General features: G+C 67.3%; 24 protein-coding genes. 12 read left to right on the top strand and 12 right to left on the bottom strand.

Annotated features, from left to right (window positions below):
- Positions 1-4 precede the first annotated feature (4 nt).
- From MHZ91_RS06045 to MHZ91_RS06030, 4 genes are all read right to left on the bottom strand, one after another.
- On the bottom strand, positions 5-1,210 hold the full coding sequence (locus tag MHZ91_RS06045; protein WP_175124446.1) for an ATP-binding protein: 1,206 nt from the start codon (positions 1,208-1,210) through the stop codon (positions 5-7).
- A gap of 312 nt (positions 1,211-1,522) precedes the next feature.
- The gene (locus MHZ91_RS06040; RefSeq protein ID WP_239212923.1) at positions 1,523-2,011 is read right to left on the bottom strand and encodes a copper chaperone PCu(A)C; all 489 of its coding nucleotides are present in this window, start codon (positions 2,009-2,011) and stop codon (positions 1,523-1,525) included.
- Positions 2,012-2,030: 19 nt separating this feature from the next.
- Positions 2,031-2,666: an SCO family protein gene (locus MHZ91_RS06035; RefSeq protein WP_239212922.1), complete on the bottom strand. Its 636-nt coding sequence runs from the start codon at positions 2,664-2,666 to the stop codon at positions 2,031-2,033.
- A 105-nt stretch (positions 2,667-2,771) separates the two neighbouring features.
- Positions 2,772-3,197, bottom strand: a complete 426-nt coding sequence (locus MHZ91_RS06030) for a DUF2946 family protein (RefSeq protein ID WP_218343060.1) — start codon at positions 3,195-3,197, stop codon at positions 2,772-2,774.
- A gap of 198 nt (positions 3,198-3,395) precedes the next feature.
- Here MHZ91_RS06030 and MHZ91_RS06025 point away from each other — a divergent pair, with 198 nt between their 5' ends.
- Positions 3,396-4,064, top strand: coding sequence for a peptidoglycan DD-metalloendopeptidase family protein (locus tag MHZ91_RS06025; protein ID WP_175124570.1), 669 nt, complete (start codon positions 3,396-3,398; stop codon positions 4,062-4,064).
- A gap of 64 nt (positions 4,065-4,128) precedes the next feature.
- Here the strand turns inward: MHZ91_RS06025 and MHZ91_RS06020 are convergent, their stop codons facing one another.
- The 3 genes from MHZ91_RS06020 to MHZ91_RS06010 all read right to left on the bottom strand — a co-directional run bounded on the left by MHZ91_RS06020 (position 4,129) and on the right by MHZ91_RS06010 (position 6,425).
- Entirely contained in the window at positions 4,129-4,881 is a 753-nt protein-coding gene (locus MHZ91_RS06020; RefSeq protein ID WP_239212921.1) for an amino acid ABC transporter ATP-binding protein, read from the bottom strand.
- Entirely contained in the window at positions 4,878-5,558 is a 681-nt protein-coding gene (locus MHZ91_RS06015; RefSeq protein ID WP_056327000.1) for an ABC transporter permease subunit, read from the bottom strand. Before MHZ91_RS06015 ends, MHZ91_RS06020 begins: the two co-directional genes overlap by 4 nt.
- An 84-nt stretch (positions 5,559-5,642) precedes the next feature.
- Positions 5,643-6,425, bottom strand: coding sequence for an amino acid ABC transporter substrate-binding protein (locus MHZ91_RS06010; protein WP_239212920.1), 783 nt, complete (start codon positions 6,423-6,425; stop codon positions 5,643-5,645).
- Between the two features lie 228 nt (positions 6,426-6,653).
- Between MHZ91_RS06010 and MHZ91_RS06005 the strand changes: the two genes are divergently transcribed.
- Positions 6,654-7,697 (top strand): P1 family peptidase, encoded by a 1,044-nt coding sequence (locus MHZ91_RS06005; RefSeq protein ID WP_255809017.1) that lies wholly within the window; start codon positions 6,654-6,656, stop codon positions 7,695-7,697.
- A 75-nt stretch (positions 7,698-7,772) separates the two neighbouring features.
- Positions 7,773-8,402 (top strand): hemolysin III family protein, encoded by a 630-nt coding sequence (locus MHZ91_RS06000; protein WP_218343062.1) that lies wholly within the window; start codon positions 7,773-7,775, stop codon positions 8,400-8,402.
- Positions 8,403-8,435: 33 nt separating this feature from the next.
- Here MHZ91_RS06000 and MHZ91_RS05995 read toward each other — a convergent pair whose 3' ends face one another.
- Complete coding sequence (locus MHZ91_RS05995) at positions 8,436-8,909, bottom strand: Lrp/AsnC family transcriptional regulator (RefSeq protein WP_175124452.1); 474 nt, start codon at positions 8,907-8,909, stop codon at positions 8,436-8,438.
- A gap of 137 nt (positions 8,910-9,046) precedes the next feature.
- Here MHZ91_RS05995 and kynU point away from each other — a divergent pair, with 137 nt between their 5' ends.
- A complete protein-coding gene (gene kynU, locus MHZ91_RS05990; RefSeq protein ID WP_239212918.1) occupies positions 9,047-10,297 on the top strand; it encodes a kynureninase in 1,251 nt (416 codons plus the stop codon).
- A 75-nt stretch (positions 10,298-10,372) separates the two neighbouring features.
- Positions 10,373-11,776, top strand: coding sequence for an amino acid permease (locus tag MHZ91_RS05985; protein WP_175186322.1), 1,404 nt, complete (start codon positions 10,373-10,375; stop codon positions 11,774-11,776).
- Positions 11,777-11,818: 42 nt separating this feature from the next.
- Here the strand turns inward: MHZ91_RS05985 and MHZ91_RS05980 are convergent, their stop codons facing one another.
- The 4 genes from MHZ91_RS05980 to MHZ91_RS05965 form a co-directional block, all read right to left on the bottom strand.
- The gene (locus MHZ91_RS05980) at positions 11,819-12,235 is read right to left on the bottom strand and encodes a VOC family protein (protein WP_175124455.1); all 417 of its coding nucleotides are present in this window, start codon (positions 12,233-12,235) and stop codon (positions 11,819-11,821) included.
- A 69-nt stretch (positions 12,236-12,304) separates the two neighbouring features.
- The gene (locus MHZ91_RS05975; protein ID WP_218343065.1) at positions 12,305-12,994 is read right to left on the bottom strand and encodes a YafY family protein; all 690 of its coding nucleotides are present in this window, start codon (positions 12,992-12,994) and stop codon (positions 12,305-12,307) included.
- A gap of 90 nt (positions 12,995-13,084) precedes the next feature.
- Complete coding sequence (locus MHZ91_RS05970; RefSeq protein WP_239212917.1) at positions 13,085-13,942, bottom strand: hypothetical protein; 858 nt, start codon at positions 13,940-13,942, stop codon at positions 13,085-13,087.
- 145 nt (positions 13,943-14,087) lie between these two features.
- On the bottom strand, positions 14,088-14,555 hold the full coding sequence (locus MHZ91_RS05965; protein WP_218343067.1) for a CopD family protein: 468 nt from the start codon (positions 14,553-14,555) through the stop codon (positions 14,088-14,090).
- A 170-nt stretch (positions 14,556-14,725) separates the two neighbouring features.
- Between MHZ91_RS05965 and MHZ91_RS05960 the strand changes: the two genes are divergently transcribed.
- From MHZ91_RS05960 to MHZ91_RS05930, 7 genes are all read left to right on the top strand, one after another.
- Positions 14,726-15,235, top strand: coding sequence for a sigma-70 family RNA polymerase sigma factor (locus MHZ91_RS05960; RefSeq protein ID WP_175124461.1), 510 nt, complete (start codon positions 14,726-14,728; stop codon positions 15,233-15,235).
- A complete protein-coding gene (locus tag MHZ91_RS05955) occupies positions 15,214-16,224 on the top strand; it encodes a FecR domain-containing protein (protein WP_239212916.1) in 1,011 nt (336 codons plus the stop codon). The genes MHZ91_RS05960 and MHZ91_RS05955 overlap by 22 nt, the downstream gene beginning before the upstream one ends.
- 160 nt (positions 16,225-16,384) lie before the next feature.
- Positions 16,385-19,009, top strand: coding sequence for a TonB-dependent hemoglobin/transferrin/lactoferrin family receptor (locus MHZ91_RS05950; protein ID WP_370647784.1), 2,625 nt, complete (start codon positions 16,385-16,387; stop codon positions 19,007-19,009).
- Positions 19,010-19,091: 82 nt separating this feature from the next.
- Positions 19,092-20,138 carry a hemin-degrading factor gene (locus MHZ91_RS05945; RefSeq protein WP_239212914.1) on the top strand — a complete coding sequence of 349 codons (1,047 nt, stop codon included), beginning with the start codon at positions 19,092-19,094 and terminating at the stop codon, positions 20,136-20,138.
- A 21-nt stretch (positions 20,139-20,159) separates the two neighbouring features.
- A complete protein-coding gene (locus tag MHZ91_RS05940; protein ID WP_175137713.1) occupies positions 20,160-20,990 on the top strand; it encodes a hemin ABC transporter substrate-binding protein in 831 nt (276 codons plus the stop codon).
- Positions 20,991-21,024: 34 nt separating this feature from the next.
- Positions 21,025-21,987 carry a FecCD family ABC transporter permease gene (locus MHZ91_RS05935; protein WP_370647788.1) on the top strand — a complete coding sequence of 321 codons (963 nt, stop codon included), beginning with the start codon at positions 21,025-21,027 and terminating at the stop codon, positions 21,985-21,987.
- Positions 21,987-22,772 carry a heme ABC transporter ATP-binding protein gene (locus MHZ91_RS05930; RefSeq protein ID WP_370647783.1) on the top strand — a complete coding sequence of 262 codons (786 nt, stop codon included), beginning with the start codon at positions 21,987-21,989 and terminating at the stop codon, positions 22,770-22,772. Before MHZ91_RS05935 ends, MHZ91_RS05930 begins: the two co-directional genes overlap by 1 nt.
- The last annotated feature ends 32 nt before the right edge of the window (positions 22,773-22,804 follow it).

The raw sequence follows: 22,804 nt of genomic DNA, 5'->3' as shown, positions 1-22,804 counted from the left end.
ACATTCAGGTCCCGGGGTTGCCGAGAGGCAAATAAAAGCGGATGCGGGTGCCGCCGCCTTCGGCCGCGGTCATGGTCATTTCACCGCCCATCTGTTCCACGGTGGCGTGCGACAGGGCCAGGCCCACGCCCAGTCCTCCCGGCTTGCCGCTGTTGAACAGGCTGGTCGCCGGCAGCACGGCATGATCGGGATCGAAACCCCGTCCGTAGTCCCGGACTTCGCCGCGCAGGGCGCCGTAACCGTATTCCAGATGCAGGTCCACGCGGGGCGCGTCGGCGGATTCCCCCGCGTCCGCGGCGTTGTTCAGCAACGCCTGCAAGAGGTGGGCGATGGCGGGATCGACGCGCAGGCTGGTGGGCAGCGTGCCCGAGCGTTGCAGGTCGATGGTCGGCCGGATCAAACGCCATTGCCCCACGACGCGAACCAGATCCACGGCGGTTGGGACCGCCAGATTGCGGATGCGTTCCCGGCACAGGGCCAGAAGCTGGCTGAGGGTGGTGACGTCTTCCCGCAGGTCTTCGTCGTCCTGGACCTCGGCGGCGATCTCGTCGGTCAGCAGCGTCATCGTGGCGAGCGGCGTGTTCAGCTCGTGCGCCATCGCGGCGGCGTGGGTGGCCAGGGCGACGATGCCTTCGTTGCGGGTGAAGCGTTCGCGCAGGCGGGCCAGTTCGCGCTCGCGGGCGCGCATGTCGGCGGCCAGGCGGGTCGAGAACACCAGCACCACCACGACCGAAATCAGGAAATTGGCGCCCAGACCCCATAGCAGCAGGGTGTGGGGGTCGACGTCGCCACGCAGGGGCTGCCCGAAGATGGCGGCGGCGCCATAGCCCAGCACGCCGGCCAGCGCCGCGGCCAGCGCCCAGTTGCGCGGCAGCGCCAGCGCGGCCAGGGCGGTCAGGATCAGGAACATCGTGCCGAACGGATTGCTGATGCCGCCGCTCCAGCCCACCATCCAGGCCAGCACCGCCATGTCGATGAACAGGTGGCCGAAGGCGGTGGCGTGGGAGAGGTCGCGCGGATGGCGCAGGCGCAGGCTGGCGTAGACGTTGAAGCCGATCAGCATGCCCACGCCCAGCCACAGCGGTTCCAGCGGCAGATCCAGGCCCAGCACGCTGCTGGCGACGAGGACGGTGGCGGCCTGGCCCGCGATGGCGAGCCAGCGCAGGCTGCAGAGGGTACGCAGGAAGGAAAAGGCGGAACTACCGGGCATATCCAGATACAGAGGGCCGGCCAGCCTGCCGGCAGTTACGGGCGCCCGGCTGCGCGGAACGCTGGCATCCGGAGCGCGGCGGCGGTGGCCGGCTGCTGCCCGGGCCGGAAGGCGCGGGATTCGGACGTGCAGGCATTGTATGGTGAATCGGAGGGCGGCGCTGTCGCGGCGGCGGGGCGATGTGTCCCTGATATGTAGCCGCCGATAGGGGAACAGGCGAGCATGGAGCGCCGGCGACAGGCGTTCAAATGGCGAGATCGCGGTGCGACCCCGCCACGCGGCAGGCGCGCGATGAGCGCCTGCCGCCCGTCATCAGTGGCCGTGACCGGCCGCTGGCGCGGCGGTCGCATTCAGTGGCCGGGCCACTGCGTCGATCGGTACGCGCCGCTGCTGACGGGCCGCGTCTTCCACGATCAGCGTCAGCGCGACGTGATCGCCCGGCACGATCTGCTTGGCCAGGTCGATCAGCATGACGTGGTAGCCGCCGGGTTTCAGGTCCACCGCCTGGCCGGCGGGCAGGTCGATGCCGGGCACCTGGCGCATCTTCATGACGTTGTCCTGCATCGCCATCTCGTGCACTTCCACGTGCTTGGCCGCCTGCGATTCCACGCCGACCAGCCGGCCGGCTTCCTTGGACGTCAGTTGCATGAACACGCCGGTCGCGTGCTGGTTGGGCACGGTCGCGCGCACCCAGGCGTCCTGCACGGACAGGCCGGCGTCCTGCGCCAACGCAACATGGCTGAGTCCGGCCAGGGCCAACGCGAAGACGGCGGCCAGCGGTTTGATCGAAAGCTTCTTCATGAGGGTTTCCTTTATTGGGTCAGAGCACGGTGCGCAGGTCTTGCGCGCATTCCTGCGCGCTCTGCTGATGGCGCAGCGCCACGCGCAGCTTGCCTTCGGCGTCGATGAGGTACGTCAGCGCGGTGTGGTCCATGGTGTAGGACGAGCCGGTCGGGACCTTCTGGTAGAACACCTTGAAGGTCTGGGCGGCGGCGCGGGTCTGTTCCGCCGTGCCGCGCAGACCGACGAAGCCGGGATCGAAGGCCTGGGTGTAGGCGCGCAGGATCTCAGGCGTGTCGCGCTCGGGGTCCACGGTAATGAAGAGAACGCGCAGCTTGTCGGCATCCTTGCCCAGCAGCGTCTTGATCTCGACGGCGCGGGTGAGCGCCGTCGGGCAGATGTCCGGGCATTGGGTGAAGCCGAAGAACAACATGACCGGATGCCCGCGGTAGTCGGCCAGGGTGCGGGTTTTGCCATCGGTGTCCTGCAACTGGAAATCGCCGGTGGTCATGCCGGACAGGTCCATGCCGTGCAGCGGCGGGGCGTCGGGACCGCAGCCCGCCAGCGGCAGCAGCGCCAGTGTCGACAGCAGCAGACGGCGACGCGGGTCGGGCGCGCCCGGCGTGGGGGCGGCGCGCGTCACGCCGGCGGGCGTGCGAGAAAAAAGGGAATTCATTGAAACCTCTGGATTGACGAGTCGGCCACGCGGTCTGGCCGCGCGGCAAGTGCCGTCCGCAGCGCCTTACTAATTAGTAAGGGGCGTGGACGATCCTGGACGAAGTCATGCCAGCGGCGGCGGCGCGCGCGAACCCAGCGGCGGACCGTGGGCGGGCTGCGCGGGCAGGGCGCGATGCGCAGGAGGGAAGACAGGATGTCCGGCGGCCGTCAGCAGCAGCGTCGTCATGGCCGGCGCCGTGGCGGGCGTGGCGTGGACAAGCAGGCCGAAGGGACATTGCGCGCCGGTGTTGGCGTTGTCGTGCGGGGCCTTGCCGCCGTCATCGGCCGGCAGCGCCACGCTGAATGACGACACGTTGCCCGCCGCCGAGCAGAATGTGACCTCGAGCCGGCCATCGTGCAGCGCGCGGGCGTCCGGCATGTAGCCAGCGGGAATCAGCGCCCGCAGCGCCAATGCCAGGATCGCCAGCCAAAGCACGGCGTCGGCGCGCAGGGCGCGCAGCGTGCACAGGAGGCGGGTCGACGAAGGCATGCAGGCATTCTATGCCAAGCGTTCCCGATTTCTTGGTACCCTTGAACGCACTTCTTTCCGACACGCGACCCCGTGCCCCAGGTTTCAGAGCTTTCCTTGTCCGTTTCGACTTTGTCCGCCGCCAGTTTGTCCAATGCCGACCCGTCCGCCGGGCCGGGACGCGCGGGCTCATATTCCCGTCTATGGCTGGGCGCGCTGATGGCGGCGCTGCTGGTGTTGCTGACCGCCTGCGGCACGACCAAGGTCCAGCCGGGCTATTACCGGGTCCAGTCGGGCGACACGCTGTACCAGATTGCGCGCAAGGAAGGCACGACAGTCAGCAACCTGGTCCGGTGGAACAAGCTGTCGAACTCCAATTCGATCGAAGTCGGCCAGGTCCTGCGGGTCGAGCCGCCCGCCGGCCAGGCGCGCACCTCGCCGCCCAGCAAGGCCAGCACCAAACCCAAACCCGCGCCGCGCGCCACCGCGTCATCCGGCAAGCGGCGCACGGCGCCGCCGGGCGCGATCTCGCTGGTCTGGCCCGCGCAGGGCAAGGTCACGCGCGGCTACGACGGTTCGCATTCAAACGGCATCGTCATCAGCAATTCCGCCGGCACGCCCGTCGTGTCCGCCGCGCCCGGCACGGTGGCGTATTCGGGCAGCGGCTTGCGCGGCTACGGGCATCTGGTCATCGTCAAGCACAACGCCAGCTTCCTCAGCATCTACGCGCACAACAGCAAGCTGCTGGTCAAGGAAGGGCAACGCGTGTCGCAGGGCCAGAAGATCGCCGAGATGGGCAACAGCGACAGCAAGCAGGTCGGGCTGTATTTCGAACTGCGCTACGACGGTCAGGCGGTCGACCCGGCGGGATCCCTGCCGCCGAAGTAGCAGACGGCGGCTTTGCGCCAAGTAAAACAGTCTCCAACTTGCGGCAGGTGTCAGACACCCGGATCTACGGCGCTTCCTGCGTCAGCGTCGATACAAACGCCGCCGTGCGTGAATCACTCGGATTCGTGAACACCGACCGCGAATCCCCGGCCTCCACCACCACGCCATCCAGCAGAAACACCACTTCCCGCGACACGCTGGCCGCCAGCCGCAGATCATGCGTGGCCATCAGCATCGTCATGCCTTCCGCGGCCAACTGACGCAGCACATCCACCACTTCCGCCGCCAATCCCGGATCCAGCGCCGAGGTCGGCTCGTCGCACAGCAGAACCCGCGGCGCCGGCGCCAGCGCGCGGGCGATCGCCACGCGCTGCTGCTGGCCGCCGGACAGATTCGCCGGCCAGGCTTCCGCCTTCTCCAGCATCCCCACCTTGCGCAGCAATTCCTCCGCCCGCGCGCGTGCACGGTCGGCGGGCCACTTCTGTACCGTCACCAACCCTTCCATCACATTGCCGATCACGGTCTGATGCGGAAAAAGCTGAAAGTTCTGGAACACCATGCCGGTCTGCTTGCGCACCGCCTGGACCTGTTCGCGCGCCAGCTTGCGGCCGGGTTCAAAGTCGACCGTTTCCGGACCGATCTCCAGCCGCCCGCGATCCGGCATTTCCAGCAGGTTCACGCAGCGCAGCAGCGTGCTCTTGCCGCTGCCCGACGGGCCGATCAAAGCCGTGACGCTGCCTTCGTCGATCTGGACATCCACCTGCTTGAGCACGGGATTGCCGCCGAAGGACTTTTCGATTTTTTCAAGGCGGATCATCGGGTCTTCTCGCTAAACATCGCATGCTGGCCGAAGCGCCGTTCCAGCCGCACTTGCGCGGCGGACAGGACCGAACTGAACGCCAGATAGATCAGCGCCGCTTCCGTATAGAGAATCAGCGGCTCATACGTGACGGCTGCGATGCGCTGCGCGGCCTGGAAGATTTCCGGCACCGTCAGCACCGCCGCGAGCGACGTGTCCTTGACCAGCGCGATGAACGAATTGGACAGCGGCGGCACGGCCACGCGGGCCGCCTGCGGCAGGATCGTGCGGCGCAAGGCCTGGCCGCGCGTCATGCTGAGCGAATAGGCCGCTTCCCACTGCCCCTTGGTGATCGATTCGATCGCGCCGCGGATCACTTCGGAGTTGTACGCGCCGACGTTCAGCGTGAAGCCGATCAGCGCCGCGGGCAACGGGTCCAGCACGATGCCCACGCTGGGCAGGCCATAGAAGATCACGAACAGCTGCACCAGCAGCGGCGTGCCGCGGATGAGCCAGACGTAGAAGCGCACCACCGCCACCAGCGGCGCGGGCCCGAACAGCCGGATCAGCGCCACCACGAACGCCAGCGCCAGCCCCAGCGCAAACGACATCAACGTCAGCGGAACCGTGAAGACCAGCCCCGCGTGCAGCAGCGGCCAGAACGAGTCCGCCATCAGCTGCACCCAGGCCGGCACCGACCATTCGCCTATTTTTGCCAGCAGCCAGTCGGGCAGGACGGCGTGCAGCCAGGGGGGCAGCGTCATGGGCGCTCCAGTGGTTTATTGCGCGGACAGGTCCGTGCCGAAGTATTTGACCGAGATGGTCTTGTACGTGCCGTCAGCCTTGATGTCGGCCAGCGCCTTGTTGATGGCGGCCTGCAGCTCGGGGTTGTTCTTGCGGATCAGGACGCCCGAATTGCTGAACTCCGCCGTCTTGTCGGTGGCCGCAATCTTCACGCGGGCGTTGGGCTTCTGCTTCTTGAAGTCCAGGAACGACAGGTTGTCATTGACGGTGGCTTCGACGCGGCCCGAGGTCAGGAGGTCGATGGCTTCATTGAAGCCCTGCACGGCGACCACTTCCGCGCCGTGGTTCTGCGCCAGCTTGCCGAAGTTGCTGGTCAGCGTATTGGCGGACTTCTTGCCCTTCAGGTCCGCGAAGGATTTGATGCTGGTGTTGTCGTCGCGCACGATCAGCACGGCGGCGGACGAGATGTAGGGATCGGAGAAGTCGTACTTGGCGCGGCGCGCATCCGTGATGCCCACCTGGTTGATGACGGCGTCGTAGCGCTTGGCGTCCAGCCCGGCGATCAGGCCGTCCCACTTGCCTTCGACGAATTGCGCCTTCACGCCCAGGCGCTCGGCGATGGCGCGGCCAAGGTCCACGTCAAAGCCGGTAAGCTTGCCCGATGCGTCGTGGAAGGTGAAAGGCGCGTAGGTGCCTTCGGTGCCGATCTTGAAGACGCCCGCGGATTTGATCTGGTCCAGTTCGGACTGGGCATGGGCGGCGGACAGGGCGGCGACCTGCACGAGGCCGGCGATGAACAGCGTACGGAAGAGTTTCATGGCAATGCTCCACGGATGATCACTGTGGAGAGCATGTGGGCCTGCAATGCCCTCCGGCGTAGCGGCACTCTAACAACCGGCCTATTTTTCCACAAAGCATATGGAATAGTAAAAATATAGCTACAAGTCATATAGCTTTACCGAACGCCCGGGCAGTCGGTCCGGGATCCTTCTGGCGTTACGTTGACGGAGACGGGTGTGGAACAGCAATGGAACAGGCGTGCGTTCATGGTGGCGGCAGCGGGCGCTGCCGCGGCGGGGGCAATGCCCACGCAGGCCGCTGGCGGCGCGGCGTCCATGCCGGGCGGCGGCAGCATCACCGATGTGGCGGGCTTGCGGGTGGGGCATTACACCGAGACGCGCCGGCCCACCGGTTGCACGGTCATCATTGCCGAGGCCGGCGCGACGGGTGGCGTGGACGTGCGCGGCGCGGCGCCGGGCACGCGCGAGACCGACCTGCTCAACCCGATCAACATGGTCGACAAGGTGCACGCGGTGGTGTTGACGGGCGGCAGCGCGTTCGGCCTGGACGCGGCGTCGGGCGTGATGCGCTATCTGGAAGAAAAGAAGATCGGCTTTGACGTAGGCGTGGCATTTGTGCCCATCGTGCCAAGCGCGGTGTTGTTCGACCTGGGCGTGGGCGACGCGTCGGTGCGGCCCGATGCCGCCGCCGGTTACCAGGCCTGCCGGTCGGCTACCGCCGACGCGCCGCAGGAAGGCAACGTGGGCGCGGGCGCGGGGGCGACGGTGGGCAAGCTGTATGGCCCCAAGCGCGCCATGAAGGGCGGCATCGGCAGCGCGTCGCTGACGGTGGCGGGCGTGACGGTGGGCGCCATCGTTGCGGTCAATGCCGTGGGCGATGTGCTGGACCCGGCCACCGGGCGCATCCTGGCCGGCGCGCGCACCGAAGACGGCAAGATGCTGTTCGACACGCGCGCGGCCATCCTGGCGGGCGACCTGCCCAAGTCGATGCGCGCGGGCGCGGCCACCACCATCGGCGCCGTGGCCACCGATGCGCGGATCACCAAGGCCGAAGCCCAAAAGATCGCCGGCATGGCGCACGACGGCCTGGCGCGCACGATCAACCCCATCCACACCATGCTCGACGGCGACACGATCTTCGCGCTGGGCACGGGCGCGTCGGGCAAATCCGCCAACGTGATGCTGCTGGGTGTCATGGCCGCCGAGGTCATGGCGATCGCGGTGCAGCGCGCGATCCTGGCCGCGCGCGCCATTGACGGCTATCCGGCCGCGGTGGATTTCGTGGGGTGATGCCGCTGACCCGCGCCTGTCACACAAGCCCGCCATGATGACAAGCGCCGGCACGACGCCGGGGCGGGGGCGCACATGCAGGAAGGCGAACGACTAAACGGCGTGACGCATCTGGCCGGGCTGGCGCTGGCGGTGCTGGCTTCCGGCGCCTTGATCACGCGCGCCGCCGAGCTGCGCGTGGACACGCGGCAGATCGTCAGTTGCGCGGTGTTCGCGGCGTCGATGATCGCGGTGTATGCGTCGTCTTCGCTGTTCCACTGTTCGCAGGGGCGCCGCAAGGCGATGTGGGCCAAGGCGGACCACTGCGCGATCTACCTGCTGATAGCCGGTACGTACACGCCGCTGGCGTACGGCCCCGTGGATCATCGGTGGGGCGCCGCGATGGGGGTGGCGATCTGGCTGCTGGCCTTGGTGGGCATCACCCGCGAACTCTGGTGGGCGCGCAACGCGCCGCCGGCCTTGCCGCTCTATTTGCTGATGGGATGGCTGGGTGTGGCCTTTGCCGCGCCGATCGCGGGCGCGCTATCGACGGCGGGGCTGACGTGGCTGTTGGCGGGCGCCGCCATCTACACGATCGGGACGCTGTTCTATGCCAACGACAAACGCTGGCGCCATGCGCACGGCATCTGGCATCTGTTCGTCATGGGCGGCACGGCCTGCCATTTCGTGACGGTCTTCGGCTTTCTGGAGCACGCGCCAACCTAGCGCGCCTTGCTTCACGCCGACGGCGAGGTCGACTCAGCGCCAGGCCGCCAGCGGCAGCATGCCTTCGCGGTCTTTCACTTTGCGCATGACGATATGCGAACAGAGATCGCGCACGCCCGGGATCTTGCTGAGCTTGTCCTCGACAAAATTCGAAAATGCCGACAGGTTGCGCGTACGCACGGTGAGGATGTAGTTGGACGCGCCAGTGACGATGGCCGCCTCGGTGATCTCGTCGTGCAGCGCGATGCCCGCCAGAAACTCCTCGTGCCATCCCGCGCGCGACTGGTCCAGCGACACATGCACGATGGCCTCCAGCTCGAAGCCCAGCTTCTCGGCGTCCAGCAGCGCACGGTAGCCGCGGATGAGCCCGGCTTCTTCCAGCGCGCGCACACGGCGCAGGCAGGCGGAGGGCGACAGCGCCACCTGTTCCGCCAGGTCCTGATTGCTGAGGTGGCCGTCTTCCTGCAGGCGGGCCAGAATGCGCTGGTCTATGACGTCAATCTGCATGGCGCAATCCAGTTCGAAAAAATGATGATGAATGCAATTTAATGCGGAAAACGCGGGTAAGTCACGACGGGATTTGCAATTTTTCGGACTGACTGCGCTGATAGCATGTATCCGGAAATCTGCTGAAGGAACGGAACATGAACACTCGTGAAGCCTGCGTCAACGCCGACCGCCAGGATCCCCTGGCCCACGTGAAAGAACAATTCGACCTGCCGCCCGGCGTGCTCTACCTGGACGGCAATTCGCTGGGCGTGCTGCCCAAGACCGCCGCGGCCCGCGCGGCGCAGGTCATTACCGAAGAGTGGGGCACGGGCCTGATCCGCAGCTGGAACACCGCGGGCTGGTTCGATCTGCCTGCGCGCCTGGGCGACAAGCTGGGCCGCCTGCTGGGCGCGCGCGAGGGCGAGCTGGTCGTCACCGACACCACGTCGCTCAACATCTTCAAGGCGCTGGCCGCCGCGCTGCGCATCCAGCAGCACAAGCACCCCGCGCGTCGCGTCATCCTGTCCGAGCGCGACAACTTCCCCACCGACCTCTACATGATCCAGGGCATGATCGACCTGCTGCAGCAGGGCTACGAAATGCGCCTGATCGACGACGACCTGCCGCTGGACAAGGCGCTGGACGACTCCGTTGCCGTCATGCTGCTGTCTCACGTCAATTACCGCAGCGGCCAGATGCACGACATGGCCGCCGTCACGGCGCAGGCGCACGAACACGGCGCGCTGGCCATCTGGGATCTGGCGCACGCCGCGGGCGCGGTGCCCGTCGATCTGAATGGCGCCAATGCCGACTTCGCCGTGGGCTGCACCTACAAGTATCTGAACGGCGGCCCCGGTTCGCCCGCGTTCATCTGGGTGGCCCCGCGTCACACCAAGGATTTCTGGCAGCCGCTGTCCGGCTGGTGGGGCCACAGCCGCCCGTTCGACATGGCCGTGGCCTACGAGCCCGCCGGCGGCATCCGCCGCTACCTGTGCGGAACGCAGCCCATCGTGTCGCTGTCGATGGTCGAATGCGGTCTCGATGTCGCGCATGCCGCCGGCATGGACGAAGTGCGCAAGAAGTCGCTGGCGCTGAGCGACCTGTTCATCCAGCTGGTGGAATCGCGTTGCGCCGGGCATCCGCTGACGCTGGTGACGCCGCGCACGCACGCCGACCGCGGCAGCCACGTCAGCTTCCGCCATCCCAACGGCTTCGAGGTCATGCAGGCGCTGATCGCGCGCGGCGTGATCGGTGATTACCGTGAACCCGAGGTCCTGCGTTTCGGGCTGACGCCGCTGTATTTCGGCTACGCCGACGTCTGGGACGCGGTCGACATCCTGAAGGACGTGCTGGATACCCGCGCGTGGGACAAGCCCGAGTTCAAGCAGCGTTCCGCCGTGACCTGATTCCGGTATCGGGCCTCGTCGCGCCGGCCTCGCGGGCCGTACATCACACAAAAATGCGCAGTACAGGAGGAGACAATGCAACAACAGAAAGGGTTCGGCCAGATTGCCGAACGCGAACAGGGGCTCAAGCGCCGGCTGACGTCCGGCCAGATGAGCATGATCGCCATCGGCGGGGCCATCGGCACGGGCCTGTTCCTGGGCAGTAAATTCGCCATTGGCTTTGCCGGGCCCAGCGTGCTCATCAGCTATGCCATCGGCGGCGTGATCACGCTGCTGCTCATGGCCTGCCTGGCCGAAATGACGGTCGCGCATTCCACGTCCGGCTCGTTCGGCGCCTATGCCGAACACTACATCGGCCCGCTCGCGGGCTTTCTGGTGCGCTATGCGTATTGGTCCTGCGTGGTGCTGGCCGTGGGCACGGAAGTCACGGCGGTGGCCAAATACATGGCTTTCTGGTTTCCCGGCGTGCCCGGATGGCTATGGGTGTGCATTTTTTCCGCAGCGCTCATTCTCATCAATGCCCTGAGCGTCAAGGCCTTCGGCACGATCGAATACTGGTTCTCGACCATCAAGATCAGCGCCATCATCGGCTTCATCATCCTGGGCGCCTACGTGGTCTGGGGCAATCCGCAGTACGGCACGGCGAACTACACCGCGCACGGCGGGTTCTTTCCGAACGGCGTGTGGGGCATGTGGATCGCGGTCGTGATTTCGATCTTCAGTTATCTGAGCGTCGAGATGATCGCCGTGGCAGCCGGTGAAGCCGAGGATCCGGAACGCGCGGTCAAGCAGGCGTTTCGCGCCACCATTGTCCGGCTTGTCGTGTTCTACCTGCTGACACTGGCGCTCATCCTGGCCATCGTGCCGTGGGATGATGCCGGCAAGGGCGGCAGCCCCTTCGTGCAGGTGATGGAGGTGCTTGATATTCCGGGCGCGGCAGGTGTCATCAACTTCATCGTCCTGGTGGCCGCGCTGTCGGCCATGAACAGCCAGCTCTACATCACCACGCGCATGATGTTCAGCCTGTCGCGCGCGGGCCATGCGCCGTCGGCGTTGGGCCGGCTGTCCAGCAACGGCACGCCGCTGAACGCGCTGTTGCTGTCGACCAGCGGCATCGCCATCGCCACAGTGCTGAACGTGCTGTACCCCGAAACGGCCTTCACGCTGATGATGGCCATCTCGATGTTCGGCGCGCTCTTTACCTGGATGATGATCTTCGTCACGCACTATTTCTTCCGCCGCCGCTGGGTGCGCGAAGGCGGCGCAAAGCTGTCGTTCCGCATGCCGGGCTTTCCGGTGCTGACGCTGCTGGGCGCGGGAGCGATGCTGGCGATTCTGGTGACCACGTACTTCACCAGCGTCTTCAAGCTGACGCTGGTGTTTGGCGTGCCGTTCCTGGTGCTGCTCGCCGCGGCGTACTACCTGCTGTTCAAGAAGCGCGGCGAAGCGGTCGCCATGAATACGCGGCAGCGTGCGTGATGGGTCGTCAACGGCCGCGCTTTTTGGCGCGGCCGTTTGTCATCAGACGGCCGCGACGGCGCGCTCGGTGCGGGGCGCGGCTGGCGCCGGCGCGGGGGCCGGGGCGAACACGCGCAGTCGATGGCCGTCGGGGTCGAGCGCCACAAAGGTGCGGCCGAAATCCATGTCGGTCGGCGCCTGCAGGATGGGCAGGCCGCGCAGGCTCCAGTCCACGTGACGCTGGTTGACCGCATCGGCATCGGCCACCGTGAACGCCAGTTCGGACGCTCCGCCGCGTCCGGCGGCTGCCGGCGCCACCGTGTAGCGCGACCACAAGCCCAGCATCAGCCCCGAGTCCAGCGCAAACAGCGCAAACGTGGGCGACGATTCGATGGGCGGGCGCTGCAACAGCGCGCTGTAGAACGCGGCGCTGGCTTGCGGCTTTTCCACATACAGGATGACGAAATTGGTGTCTGACATGATGCGCTCCGGGGGTTGGATGCGCTCATGATAGGCAGGGGTACTGTCAGTTTTTGGCAGTAGTGAACATCAGTCCTTGCGCGCCTCGTGGTCCAGCGCGCGCCACGCCTTGAGCAGGATGTGCCGCCGTTTGGGATACCTGGCGCCGATGGCCAGCGTGGCGATGCGGTCGGTGCGGAAATGCCGGAAGTCGCCCCGCAATTCACACCAGGCCATCACCAGCCGCACGCTGTCGAAAAAGCCCAGCGCGAACGGCCAGATGATCCGGCTGGAATCGGCTCCCTTGTCGTCGCGATAGGTGATTTCCAGTTTCTGTTCGCCGCGGATGGCCTGGCGGATCAGCGCCACGTCGACACGGTCCGTGACGGCTACGGCGCTGGGCGCAACCAGCAGCGGAATGGCGTCAAGCTCGTCGCGCAGTTCCTGCGGCAGCACCGCACCGATCTTGGCCAGCGCATTGCGCGCGGCCAGCCCCAGGCGTTCGTCCGAGCGGCGGGCCACCCAGCGCGTGCCCAGCACCAGCGCCTCGATTTCTTCGGTGCTGAACATCAGCGGCGGCAGCATGAAGCCGGGCCGCAGCACATAGCCCACGCCCGGTTCTCCCTCGATTTCCGCGCCCTGGCATTGCAGCGTGGCGATGTCGCGATACAGCGTGCGCAGGCTGATGCCCATCTCGGCCGCAAGCCGATGGCCGCTGACGGGCAGGCGGTGGCGGCGCAGGGTCTGGAGCAGCTCCAGGAGGCGTTCGGTGCGGGACATGGGGGCGGGGGAAGGGCAGACGGCGCAATACTGCCATGGATTGGCAGCAGGCGGCGATAGTCCGGCCCGCGATTTCAGCCCCGGATCCTCCTACTTGGCGACCGGCTTGCCCGACGCCACGTCCAGCACCGACCCGTCTTCCAGGCTGACGCGGTAGATCTCGCGCACCACGTTGCCCGCAAACCCGATCTCGACAATGGACACGTCCTTGAAGGTCGTCTCAATCCCATCGGGCAGCACGGCGTTGAACTTTTCGGATTCCGCCTTCATGGCGTCCTGCAGCCGCGCGTCATACGGAGTCATGCTGTAGACCAGCGTGGTGTGCGGGTTGTGCGCGCGCACTTCCTTGCCGTCCTGCATGACGTTCACGCCGCTCACGCCCAGCGTCTTGACCAGTTCCTTTCCGGCATCGCCCATCTTGGCGTAGACCGGGCCGGTCACGCGCGGCAGCGGGCCGTCGCGCAGCGGGGCGAGGGCGGCGGTCGCCACGGTGTTGTAGCGCATCATGTCGTCGAAGCCCTGGCCGCTCTTGACCACACCCAGGTCCAGCCACCACGGATGGCCCGCGCCCTTGGCGGCCTCGGTCGGATAGAAGGTCTTGAGCGTGACGCGCAGCGGCGCCGGCGGCTTGGGCAACGCTTTCAGCATGCGCGCGGGCGTCTGCGGATCGGCGTTGTGGATGTGGACAACGGTGACGTGCGGCAGGTTGGGCGTGTCGGCTTCGGTCTTCAGGCCGAGTTTGATCAGATCTTCCTTGAGGACGCCGGTGACTTTGGCGTCGAGCACGGCGTTCACCTCAGCCGGCAAGCGGTAGACCACGCCGTAGGTGGCCTTGTGCGCGCGGAACTCGGGCTGGCCGATGGCGCTGTTGTCGATAGCGGCGGCCTGGGCGGCGCCGGCGGTGGCGAACAGGCCAAATATGGCCAGATGCAATGCACGTTTGATCATGGGATTTCCCTGTTGTCGTGGACGTGACCCGCGAGAGTCATCCGCAGTGTGGCCAGCGCGGATGTACGCCGTATTGCACCAAGGCCAAGATTTCCGATACCAACCGGCGTTTATCCGATTGGTCCTGGCGGCCGCCAGTCATTCGCTAGCCCAGGAACATGACCGCCACGATGGCGATGCCGAGCAGCAGGTTCACACCGACCCAGCGCCGGATGCCGGCCATCGCCTGGCCGCCCCTGGGCCAGTCGGACGCCGCCACGGCAGCGGCCAGGCGCTTGAACAGCGCAAACCGGATGTGGCCGAAGATCGCCATCATGACGATGCCGCCGCTGGCCATCAGCGTCCAGTTGCGGGGCATGAAGAACGAGCCGCCCGTCTGCGCGGCCTGGCTGGCCGACGAGCCGATCATCCAGGCGCCGGTCACGAGAATCAACACGATGGCCGCCAGCACGGCATTCAGAAAGGGGCCCAGCACCGAGGCCAAGAGCGGCAACCGCACGGGCGGATCCAGTTTCGCGGCCGCCGGCCGCAGAAAACAGTGGGCGAACAGCATGCCGCCCACCCAGAGGATCACGGCCATGACGTGGAGAAACTGCAGGACGGCGTAGAGCATGGGATCAGCCTGTGGAAAGCGCCGCCGCGGGAGGCGGCGGACGTCGTACGGATGATATCGCCGCAAACCCGACGCGCGGACTTGACCAAGATCATGGTTTTGCATTTAGAATGAGAACGATTGTTATTTGTAGTTATGAATTTTGTAGTTAGTGAGTCAGGGAGCCGTCCGTGCCGAATTCCGTGCTCGCCTCGGGCGACGCCGTCAACATGCTGTACCGCACCCATCACGGATGGCTGCACGGCTGGCTGCGCGCCAAGCTGGGCAACAGCTTCGATGCCGCCGATCTTGCGCAGGACACCTTCGTGCGCGTGCTGCGGCACCGGCACGAACTGGACGCGCTGCGCGAGCCGCGCGCGTACCTGACCACCATCGCCAAGCGCCTGCTGCTGAACCACCATCGCCGCCGATCGGTCGAGCAGGCCTACATGGAAGCGTTGGCGTTGATGCCCGAGGCGCTTGCTCCTTCCCCCGAACAGCGCTTCATCATCCTGGAGACGCTGCAGGAGATTGAAGAAATGCTGGCCGGCCTGTCGCTGCCCGCCCGCCAGGCGTTCCTGATGGCGCAACTGGAAGGCCTGAGCCATGGCGAGATCGCCGACAAGCTCAACGTGTCGCTGCGCACCGTGCACCGCTACATCACCAAGGGATACGAGCAATGCATCATGGCGGTGATGTGAGCGCGCCAGCGGAACCGGCAGCCGAGCTGCCCGCCGTCGAGCGCAACGTCGCACGCGAGGCTGCGCGGTGGCTGATGCGGCTGAGCTCAGGCCGGGCTACCGACGCGGACGTCCATGCCTGCGACCAATGGCGCGCCAGCAAGGCCGAGCACGAACATGCCTGGCAGCGGGCGCAGCGCGTGAATGCGCGCTTCGGCCTCATTCCGTCGGCGCTGGGCATGGCAACGCTGAATCGACCGGACCTCAAGAGCCGCCGCGCCGCGCTCAAGACGCTGGTTGCCCTGATTGTGGCCGCGCCGGTCGGCTGGGCTGCCTGGCGGGCCGATCCCCTGGACTGGAGCGCCGATTACCGGAGCGCCGCCGGCGAGCGGCGCGACGTGATCCTGGCCGACGGCTCGACGCTGCACCTGAATACCTCCAGCGCCGTCGACGTGTTGTTCGACGACGCGACGCGCCTTTTGCGCCTGCGCGCCGGCGAGATCGCCGTCCATGCGGTGGCGGACCCCGCCAGTCATCCGCGTCCCTTCATCGTGCGCACGCGGCTGGGCGATATCGAGGCGCAGGCCTCGCGCTTCTGTGTGCGCGAAGAGAGCGGGCGTTGTCAGCTCAGCGTGCAGGAAGGACGCGTGCGCGTCAGCAGCGCCGGGCAGCCGGGGCGCTACGTGGACGTGGCGGCCGGTGAGCAGAGCAGCCTGTCGCCGGATGGCGCCGGCCCAGCGACGCCCGCCAATCCGCATGCCAGCGACTGGCTGCGCGGCGTGCTGTACGCCAGCGCACTGCGGCTGGACACCTTCGCGGCCGAGCTTGGCCGCTACCGGCAGGGCATCCTGCGCTGCGCGCCGGAGATCGCGCACCTGCGCATCTCCGGCGCCTTCCAGTTGCACGACACGGACGCGGTGCTGGCGGCGCTGCCCGCCACCTTGCCCGTGCAGGTGCGCTACCGCACGCCGTATTGGGTAACGATCGTGCCTCGCGACACCTCGGCGTGAGGCGCGGGGTCGGCATGGCGGATCACGTTCACGGCGTTGCCCCGCCTTTTTCCGGCGCGCTGAAAATATTTTTGAAAATACTGTCCGGTTTTGATTTCACGCGGGTCATGGTCTGTATAGGCACACGGATGCCGATACCTGTTGGATCCAAAGGACGACCATGGCTTACTACCCCGCCGGCCGCGCAAGCGGCTCCCGAGCAGCCCAAGGCGCGCAATGCCGGCTGACCCGTCTTACCGCTGCCGTGCATGCGGCGCTGGCCCTGACCGCTGCATCCGCCGCGATGCTGCCGGCCTCCGCCGCGCAGGCGCAAGGCGCCGCGGTGACGCAGGCCGGGGCGCGCGGCTACAGCATCCCGGCGGGATCGCTGGCGGACGCGCTGCCGCGTTTTGCGGAGAGCGCCGGCGTGACGGTGCTGTTCGATGCGGCGCTGGTGGGCCAGCGCCGCACCGCCGGACTGCAGGGGGCGTACTCCGTGCATGAAGGGTTCGCGCGTCTTCTGGCGGGCAGCGGGCTGGGCGTGCAGGAACGCAGCGCGGGCGTCTTCGTGCTGCAGGCGTTGCCGCAGGGCAGCGTGACGCAGCTTGCGCCGGTGCAGATCGACGGCGAAGCGGCCGTCGTCACGCCGGCCTGGGAAACCAGCACCGATCGCCGCCGCCTGGACAATCTGCAGATCCGCAACTGGACCGACCTGAGCCGGCGCGCCGAACCGGGCGTGAACTTCAATCGCACGACCAACAGCATCAACATCCGCGGCCTGGATCAGGACCGCGTGCTGACCCGCGTGGACGGCATCCGCCTGCCATGGCTGGACGACGGCGCGCGCGGCGTGAAGGGCGGCCTGGAGGCGGTGGATTTCAACAGCCTGTCGCGCCTGGACATCGTGCGCGGGGCGGACGCCACTGGCGGCGGCTCGGGCGCGATTTCGGGCATTGCCGACCTGCACACCCTGAATCCGGCCGACCTGCTGGGCGGCGGCAAGACCTTCGGCGCGCTGGCCAAGACCGATTACGACTCCGCCGACAACAGCTGGGGCGCCAACGCCGCGCTGGCGGGCCAGATCCACAGCAACACGTTCTGGCTGGTGCAGGCCGGGGTGCGCAACGGCCACGAACTGGACAACCGCGGCGACGTCGGCGGCTACGGCGCCAGCCGCAGCAAGCCAAGCCCCGAAGACTACGACCAGCGCAGCTTCCTCATGAAGCTGCAACAGCGCGTGGACGGCGCGCATCTGTTCGGCCTGACGGGCGAATACTTCAAGCGCAATGCCGACATCGACAACAAGTGGGAGCAAGGCCCCGGCACCAGCTACCTCATCGGCGAAAACAGCACCCGCAAGGAAACCGAGCGCGAGCGCGTGTCGTTCGACTACACGTACACGGCGCCGGATTCGGGCGGCCTGATCGACACGGCCAACGCGGTGGTGTACTGGCAGCGCGTTCGCCTGGACAACTCGCTGGACGGCATCCGCGGCGTGGACGCGCGCGCCCGAATCATTCCGGGCGACCCATTCCGTTACGGCTTTCCCAACGGCCCCTACGGCCGCAGCAATTCGATCCAGCAGACGCTCTTCGGCGCCAGCACGGAGTTCACCAAGCGCATCGCGGGCGCGTCGGTGTCCCAGCTGTGGTCGTTCGGCGGCGAGTGGTACGGCAACAAGACCGAGCAGAATTCCAGCGGCTACGACAACTGCCCGGTGATCCGACCCGGCACGCCCGCGCCGTTCGGCCCGCGCGCGTGCGACATGCTGCACACCAACCAGGCCGACGTGCCGCAGTCCAAGGGCAATCAATGGGCGCTGTGGGTGCAGGACGAGTTCAGCTTTGCCGATGGCAAATACACGCTGGCGCCGGCCTTGCGCTACGACCACTACGAGCAACGGCCGCAGTCCACCGCCGGCTATGAAAGCAACCCCAACGCGGCCGCGCTGCCGCCCAGCAACAGCGGCAGCCGCTTCTCGCCCAAGCTGCTGGGCACGTGGCGGGCGGCCGAGCAGCTCAGCCTCTATGCGCAATACGCCTACGGCTTCAAGGCGCCCAGCGCCACGCAGCTCTACACCAACTACGGCGGCCCCGGCACCTATCTGCGCGTGGGCAACCCGTACCTGAAACCCGAAACCAGCAAGGGCTGGGAACTGGGCGCCAAGCTAGGTACCGACGACCTCGGCGGTGCGGTATCGTTCTTTGATAATCGTTATCAGAACTTTATCGATGGCGATGTGCCGCTGAATCCCAATTCGCCGCAGTGGCAGCCGGGTTGGGCGGGGCAGTATCCGCTGGGCGTGACCGGCAACGTCAACCGCGCCAAGGTCCGCATCTACGGCGCCGAGGCCAGCGCGCACTGGAAGTTTGCGCCGGGTTGGCGCACGTGGGGCTCGCTGGCTTGGGCGGTGGGCAAGGACGAGGGCACGGGGCAGTACCTGAACTCCGTCGCGCCGCTCAAGGCGATACTGGGCGTCGGGTATGGCCGCGACGTGTGGGGCGTGGACGCCATGCTCACCACAGCCATGCAGCGCAACAAGGTCGAGTATCCCGATGCGTCGCCCGACGCGCCCAATCCCGACTTCAAGGCGCCGGGCTATGGCGTGGTGGACCTGATGGGCTACTGGCGTCCGGCCGCGGTGAAGGGCTTGCAGGTGCAGGCGGGCGTGTTCAACCTGTTCGACAAGAAGTACTGGGAGGCCATCAACGTGCCGACCGCGGGCGCCACCGCGATCCCGCGTGCGGTGGATTGGTACACGGAACCGGGACGCAGCGTGCGCCTCTCACTGACTTATCAATATTGAGTTCGGTCCGCCGCCATTCGGCGCCGACCGGACCGGCGGCGGTTTTCTGCAGTGTTTTTTTGCACCGGCCGGAGGGCCTACGATGACGAATAATGATTTCTCGACCCGCGCTGAAGAACTGCGTGCCCGCAATGAGGCGCTGGCGGCGTCGCAACCCGGGCTGCGCGCCCGCAATCTGGCCCAAGCGTTGGGCGTGTCCGAGGCCGAGTGGGTGGCCGCCGGCTGTGGCGGCGTGAAGGCGACGGCGCTGCATGGCGCGCCGCAAGAAATATTCCGCGAACTGGGCACGCTGGGCGAAGTGATGGCGCTGACGCGCAACGACTGGTGTGTGCACGAGCGCCATGGCGTGTATGAGGACATCCAGGCCGACGGTCCGGTAGGTCTGGTGCTGGGACCGGACATCGACCTGCGCGTGTTCTTCACTGCATGGAAGTCGGCCTGGGCGGTCGAGCAGGATGGACGCCAGAGCCTGCAATTCTTCGACGGCGCGGGCGTGGCCGTGCACAAGGTCTACCGCACCGACGGCACGGATGCCGCCGCATGGGACGCGCTGGTCGCGCGGTTCGCGGGCGAGTCGCAATGGCCCGTGGCCCAGGCCTACGCGCCGTCCGCCGACGCCGAGCAGGTCGAAGACGCTTCCGCGTGGCGCGAAGCGTGGCTGGGCATGAAGGACACGCACGAATTCTTCCCGCTGCTGCGCAAGTTCAAGGTGTCGCGCCTGGCGGCCCTGACGGCGGCCGGCGAAGACCTGGCGCAGCCGGTGCCTGCCGACGCCGTGGAGCGCATGCTGCAATCGGCGGCCGAATCGGGCCTGCGCATCATGTGCTTCGTGGGCAACCGCGGCATGATCCAGATCCACTCCGGTCCGGTGCAGTCGCTGCGCCGCGCGGGCCCGTGGTTCAACGTGCTGGATCCCAGGTTCAACCTGCACCTGGACACCACGGCCATCGCGTCGGCCTGGGTGGTCAACAAGCCGACGACCGACGGCTGGGTCACCTCGCTGGAGGTGTACGCCAGCACGGGCGACCTGATCGTGCAGTTCTTCGGTGAACGCAAACCCGGTCAGCGGGAAATCCCGCAATGGCGCGACCTGATGGTCAGCCTGTGCAGCGCGCCGCTGGCCGCTTGAGCGCATAAGGAAACGAGAGCGATGAAGAAATGGTTGGCAGTGGCGGCCTGGTTGTTGGCGGCAGGCGCGCAGGCGGCGCCGCCCGAACGGGTGGTGACCTTGGGCGGCACCGTGACCGAGATCGTGTATCAGCTCGGGCAGGGCGGCAAGCTGGTGGGAGACGATCTCTCCAGCCTGTACCCGGAGGCCGCGACCAAGCTGCCGCGCGTCGGCTATTACCGTGCGGTGCCGGTGGAAGGCGTGCTGGCGCTCAAGCCGGATCTGGTGCTGGCGTCCGAGCAGGCCGGTCCGCCCGACGCGCTCAAGCGCCTGGGCGACGTCGGCGTGCGCATCGTCACCGTGCCGGACGCGCCGTCGGTGGATTCGCTGAAAGCGCGCATCCGCAACATCGCCGAGGCGCTGGACGTGGCCCCGGCGGGTGAAGCGCTGGTGACCGAGATCACCCGCGACCTGAAGGCGGTCGAGGCGATTCCGGTCACTGGCGCGCGCGCCATCCTGGTGATGAACCGCACCGGCACGCTGCAAGGCGCGGGCGGCGGCACGGCGGCCAACGAAGTCATGACGATGGCGGGGTTGGCGAATGTGCTCAAGGACCAGCAGGGCTACAAGCCGATCTCGGCCGAAGCGGTCAGCGCGCTGGCGCCCGACGTCATCGTCGTGACGCGCACTTCGCTGGAAGCTTCCGGCGGCGTGGACAAGCTGCTGGCGCTGCCGGGCCTGGCTTCCACGCCCGCCGCCGCGCACAAGCGAGTCATCGTCATGGACGACCTGCTCCTCTTGGGCATGGGCCCGCGCCTGCCATTGGCGCTGACCGAACTCAAGCGGGAGGCGGCCGGTGTCATGGGGCGCTAGCGCAAAGCGCGTCTCCGCGCCGCTGGCGCTGGCAGTGCTGGGCGCCGTGCTGGCGCTGGTGGCGCTGGCCGCCAGCAGCAGCGGCGCGGTCCAGATTCCGTTGCGCGACATGCCCACGCTGCTGTTTGGCGACCCCGCGCCGGGCGATGCGCTGTGGCGCAACGTCCTGATCGACATCCGCCTGCCGCGGGTGTTGTTTGCGATGGCGGCGGGCGCCGCGCTGGCCATATCCGGTGCGGCGATGCAGGCGCTGTTTCGCAATCCGCTGGCCGAGCCCGGCCTTATCGGCATTTCGGCGGGGGGCTCGCTGGGCGCGGTGGCCGCCATCGTGCTGACCTCGGGCGGCTTCTGGGTGCTGGCGCCGGCCGCGTTCGCCGGCAGCCTGCTTGCCACCTTCTGCGCATACGCGCTGGGCCGGCGCGTGCCCGGCATGGCGGGGCTGCTGCTCGCGGGCATCGCCATCAACGCGGTGGCGGGCGCCATGATCGGCCTGTTCACATTCGTGGCCAATGACGCGCAGTTGCGCGACCTCACGTTCTGGACCATGGGCAGCCTGGCCGGCGCCAAGTGGACGTTGCTGGCGTTCCTTGGCCCGTGGGTGCTGCTGATGTCCTGGTGGCTGATGCGCCAGTGGCGCGTCATGAACGCCTTGCTGTTGGGCGAGCGCGAAGCGCAGCACCTGGGTTACGCGCTCAAGCGCGTGCGCGCGCAGCTGGTGCTGGCATGCGCGCTGATCGTTGGGCCGCTGGTTGCCGCGACGGGCGGCATCGGCTTTGTCGGCCTGGTGGTGCCGCATCTGGTGCGCATGACGCTGGGCGCGAATCACCGCTGGCTGCTGCCGGCCTGCGTGCTGGGCGGCGCGTTGGCGCTGACGCTGGCCGACTGGCTGTCGCGTGTCGCCGTCGTGCCGGCCGAGCTGCCGATCGGGCTGGTGACCAGTCTGGTGGGCGGACCCTTTTTCTTGTGGCTGCTGGCGCGCGGCCGGAGGCACGGTTGATGCTTGCAGCCGACGATCTCGTATTGACGCGGGGCGGCAACCGCATTCTGGACAAGGTGTCGTTGGCGGTGCGGCCCGGCGAAGTGGTCGGCCTGCTGGGCGCGAACGGCGCGGGCAAGTCGACGCTGCTGGGCGCGATGTCCGCCGAATTGGCGCCGGAAGCTGGCTCGGTCCGCCTGGGCGATGCCGACGTGCAGCAATTGGCGCATCGCCAACAGGCCCGCCTGCGCGCCGTGCTGCCGCAAAAGCCCGGGTTGAGCTTCGACCTGGACGTGCGTGACGTGGTGGCAATGGGGGCGTACCCGTTTCCCGAACTGTCGCCCGCGCAGGTGGACACGCTGGTGGATCAGGCGCTGGGCTGGGCCGACGTGTCGCATCTGAATGCGCGCCGCTATCCCGAGCTGTCCGGGGGCGAGCAGCAGCGGGTGCAGTTCGCGCGCGTGCTGGTGCAGTGCAAGGCGGCCCGGGCGCAGGGTGAGCCGCGCTATCTGCTGCTGGACGAGCCCACCGCCAGTCTGGACCCCAAGCACCAGGGCGACCTCTTGCGCGTCGCGGCGGGCCTGGCCCATGACGGCGATACCGGCGTACTCGTGATCCTGCACGACATGAACCTGGCGGCGCGCTGGTGCGACCGCTTGCTCCTGCTGTGCGGCGGCCGGGCCATCGCGTCGGGCACGCCGGCCGAGGTGCTGACGCCGAAGAACCTGTTCCTGGCCTACGGCATCGACGCCCATGTCATGCCGCATCCCTTGCAGCCCGAGCGCCTGCTGGTGGTCACGACATGACGGCGTGACGCCGGACGCGGGGCCGGTAAAAT

The sequence above is a fragment of the Achromobacter sp. ACRQX genome (genome assembly GCF_022346505.1).
Classification (GTDB): Bacteria; Pseudomonadota; Gammaproteobacteria; order Burkholderiales; family Burkholderiaceae_B; genus Achromobacter; species Achromobacter animicus.
Note: the sequence above shows the minus strand (reverse complement) of the source record. Positions and strands in the feature narration are given on the sequence as shown.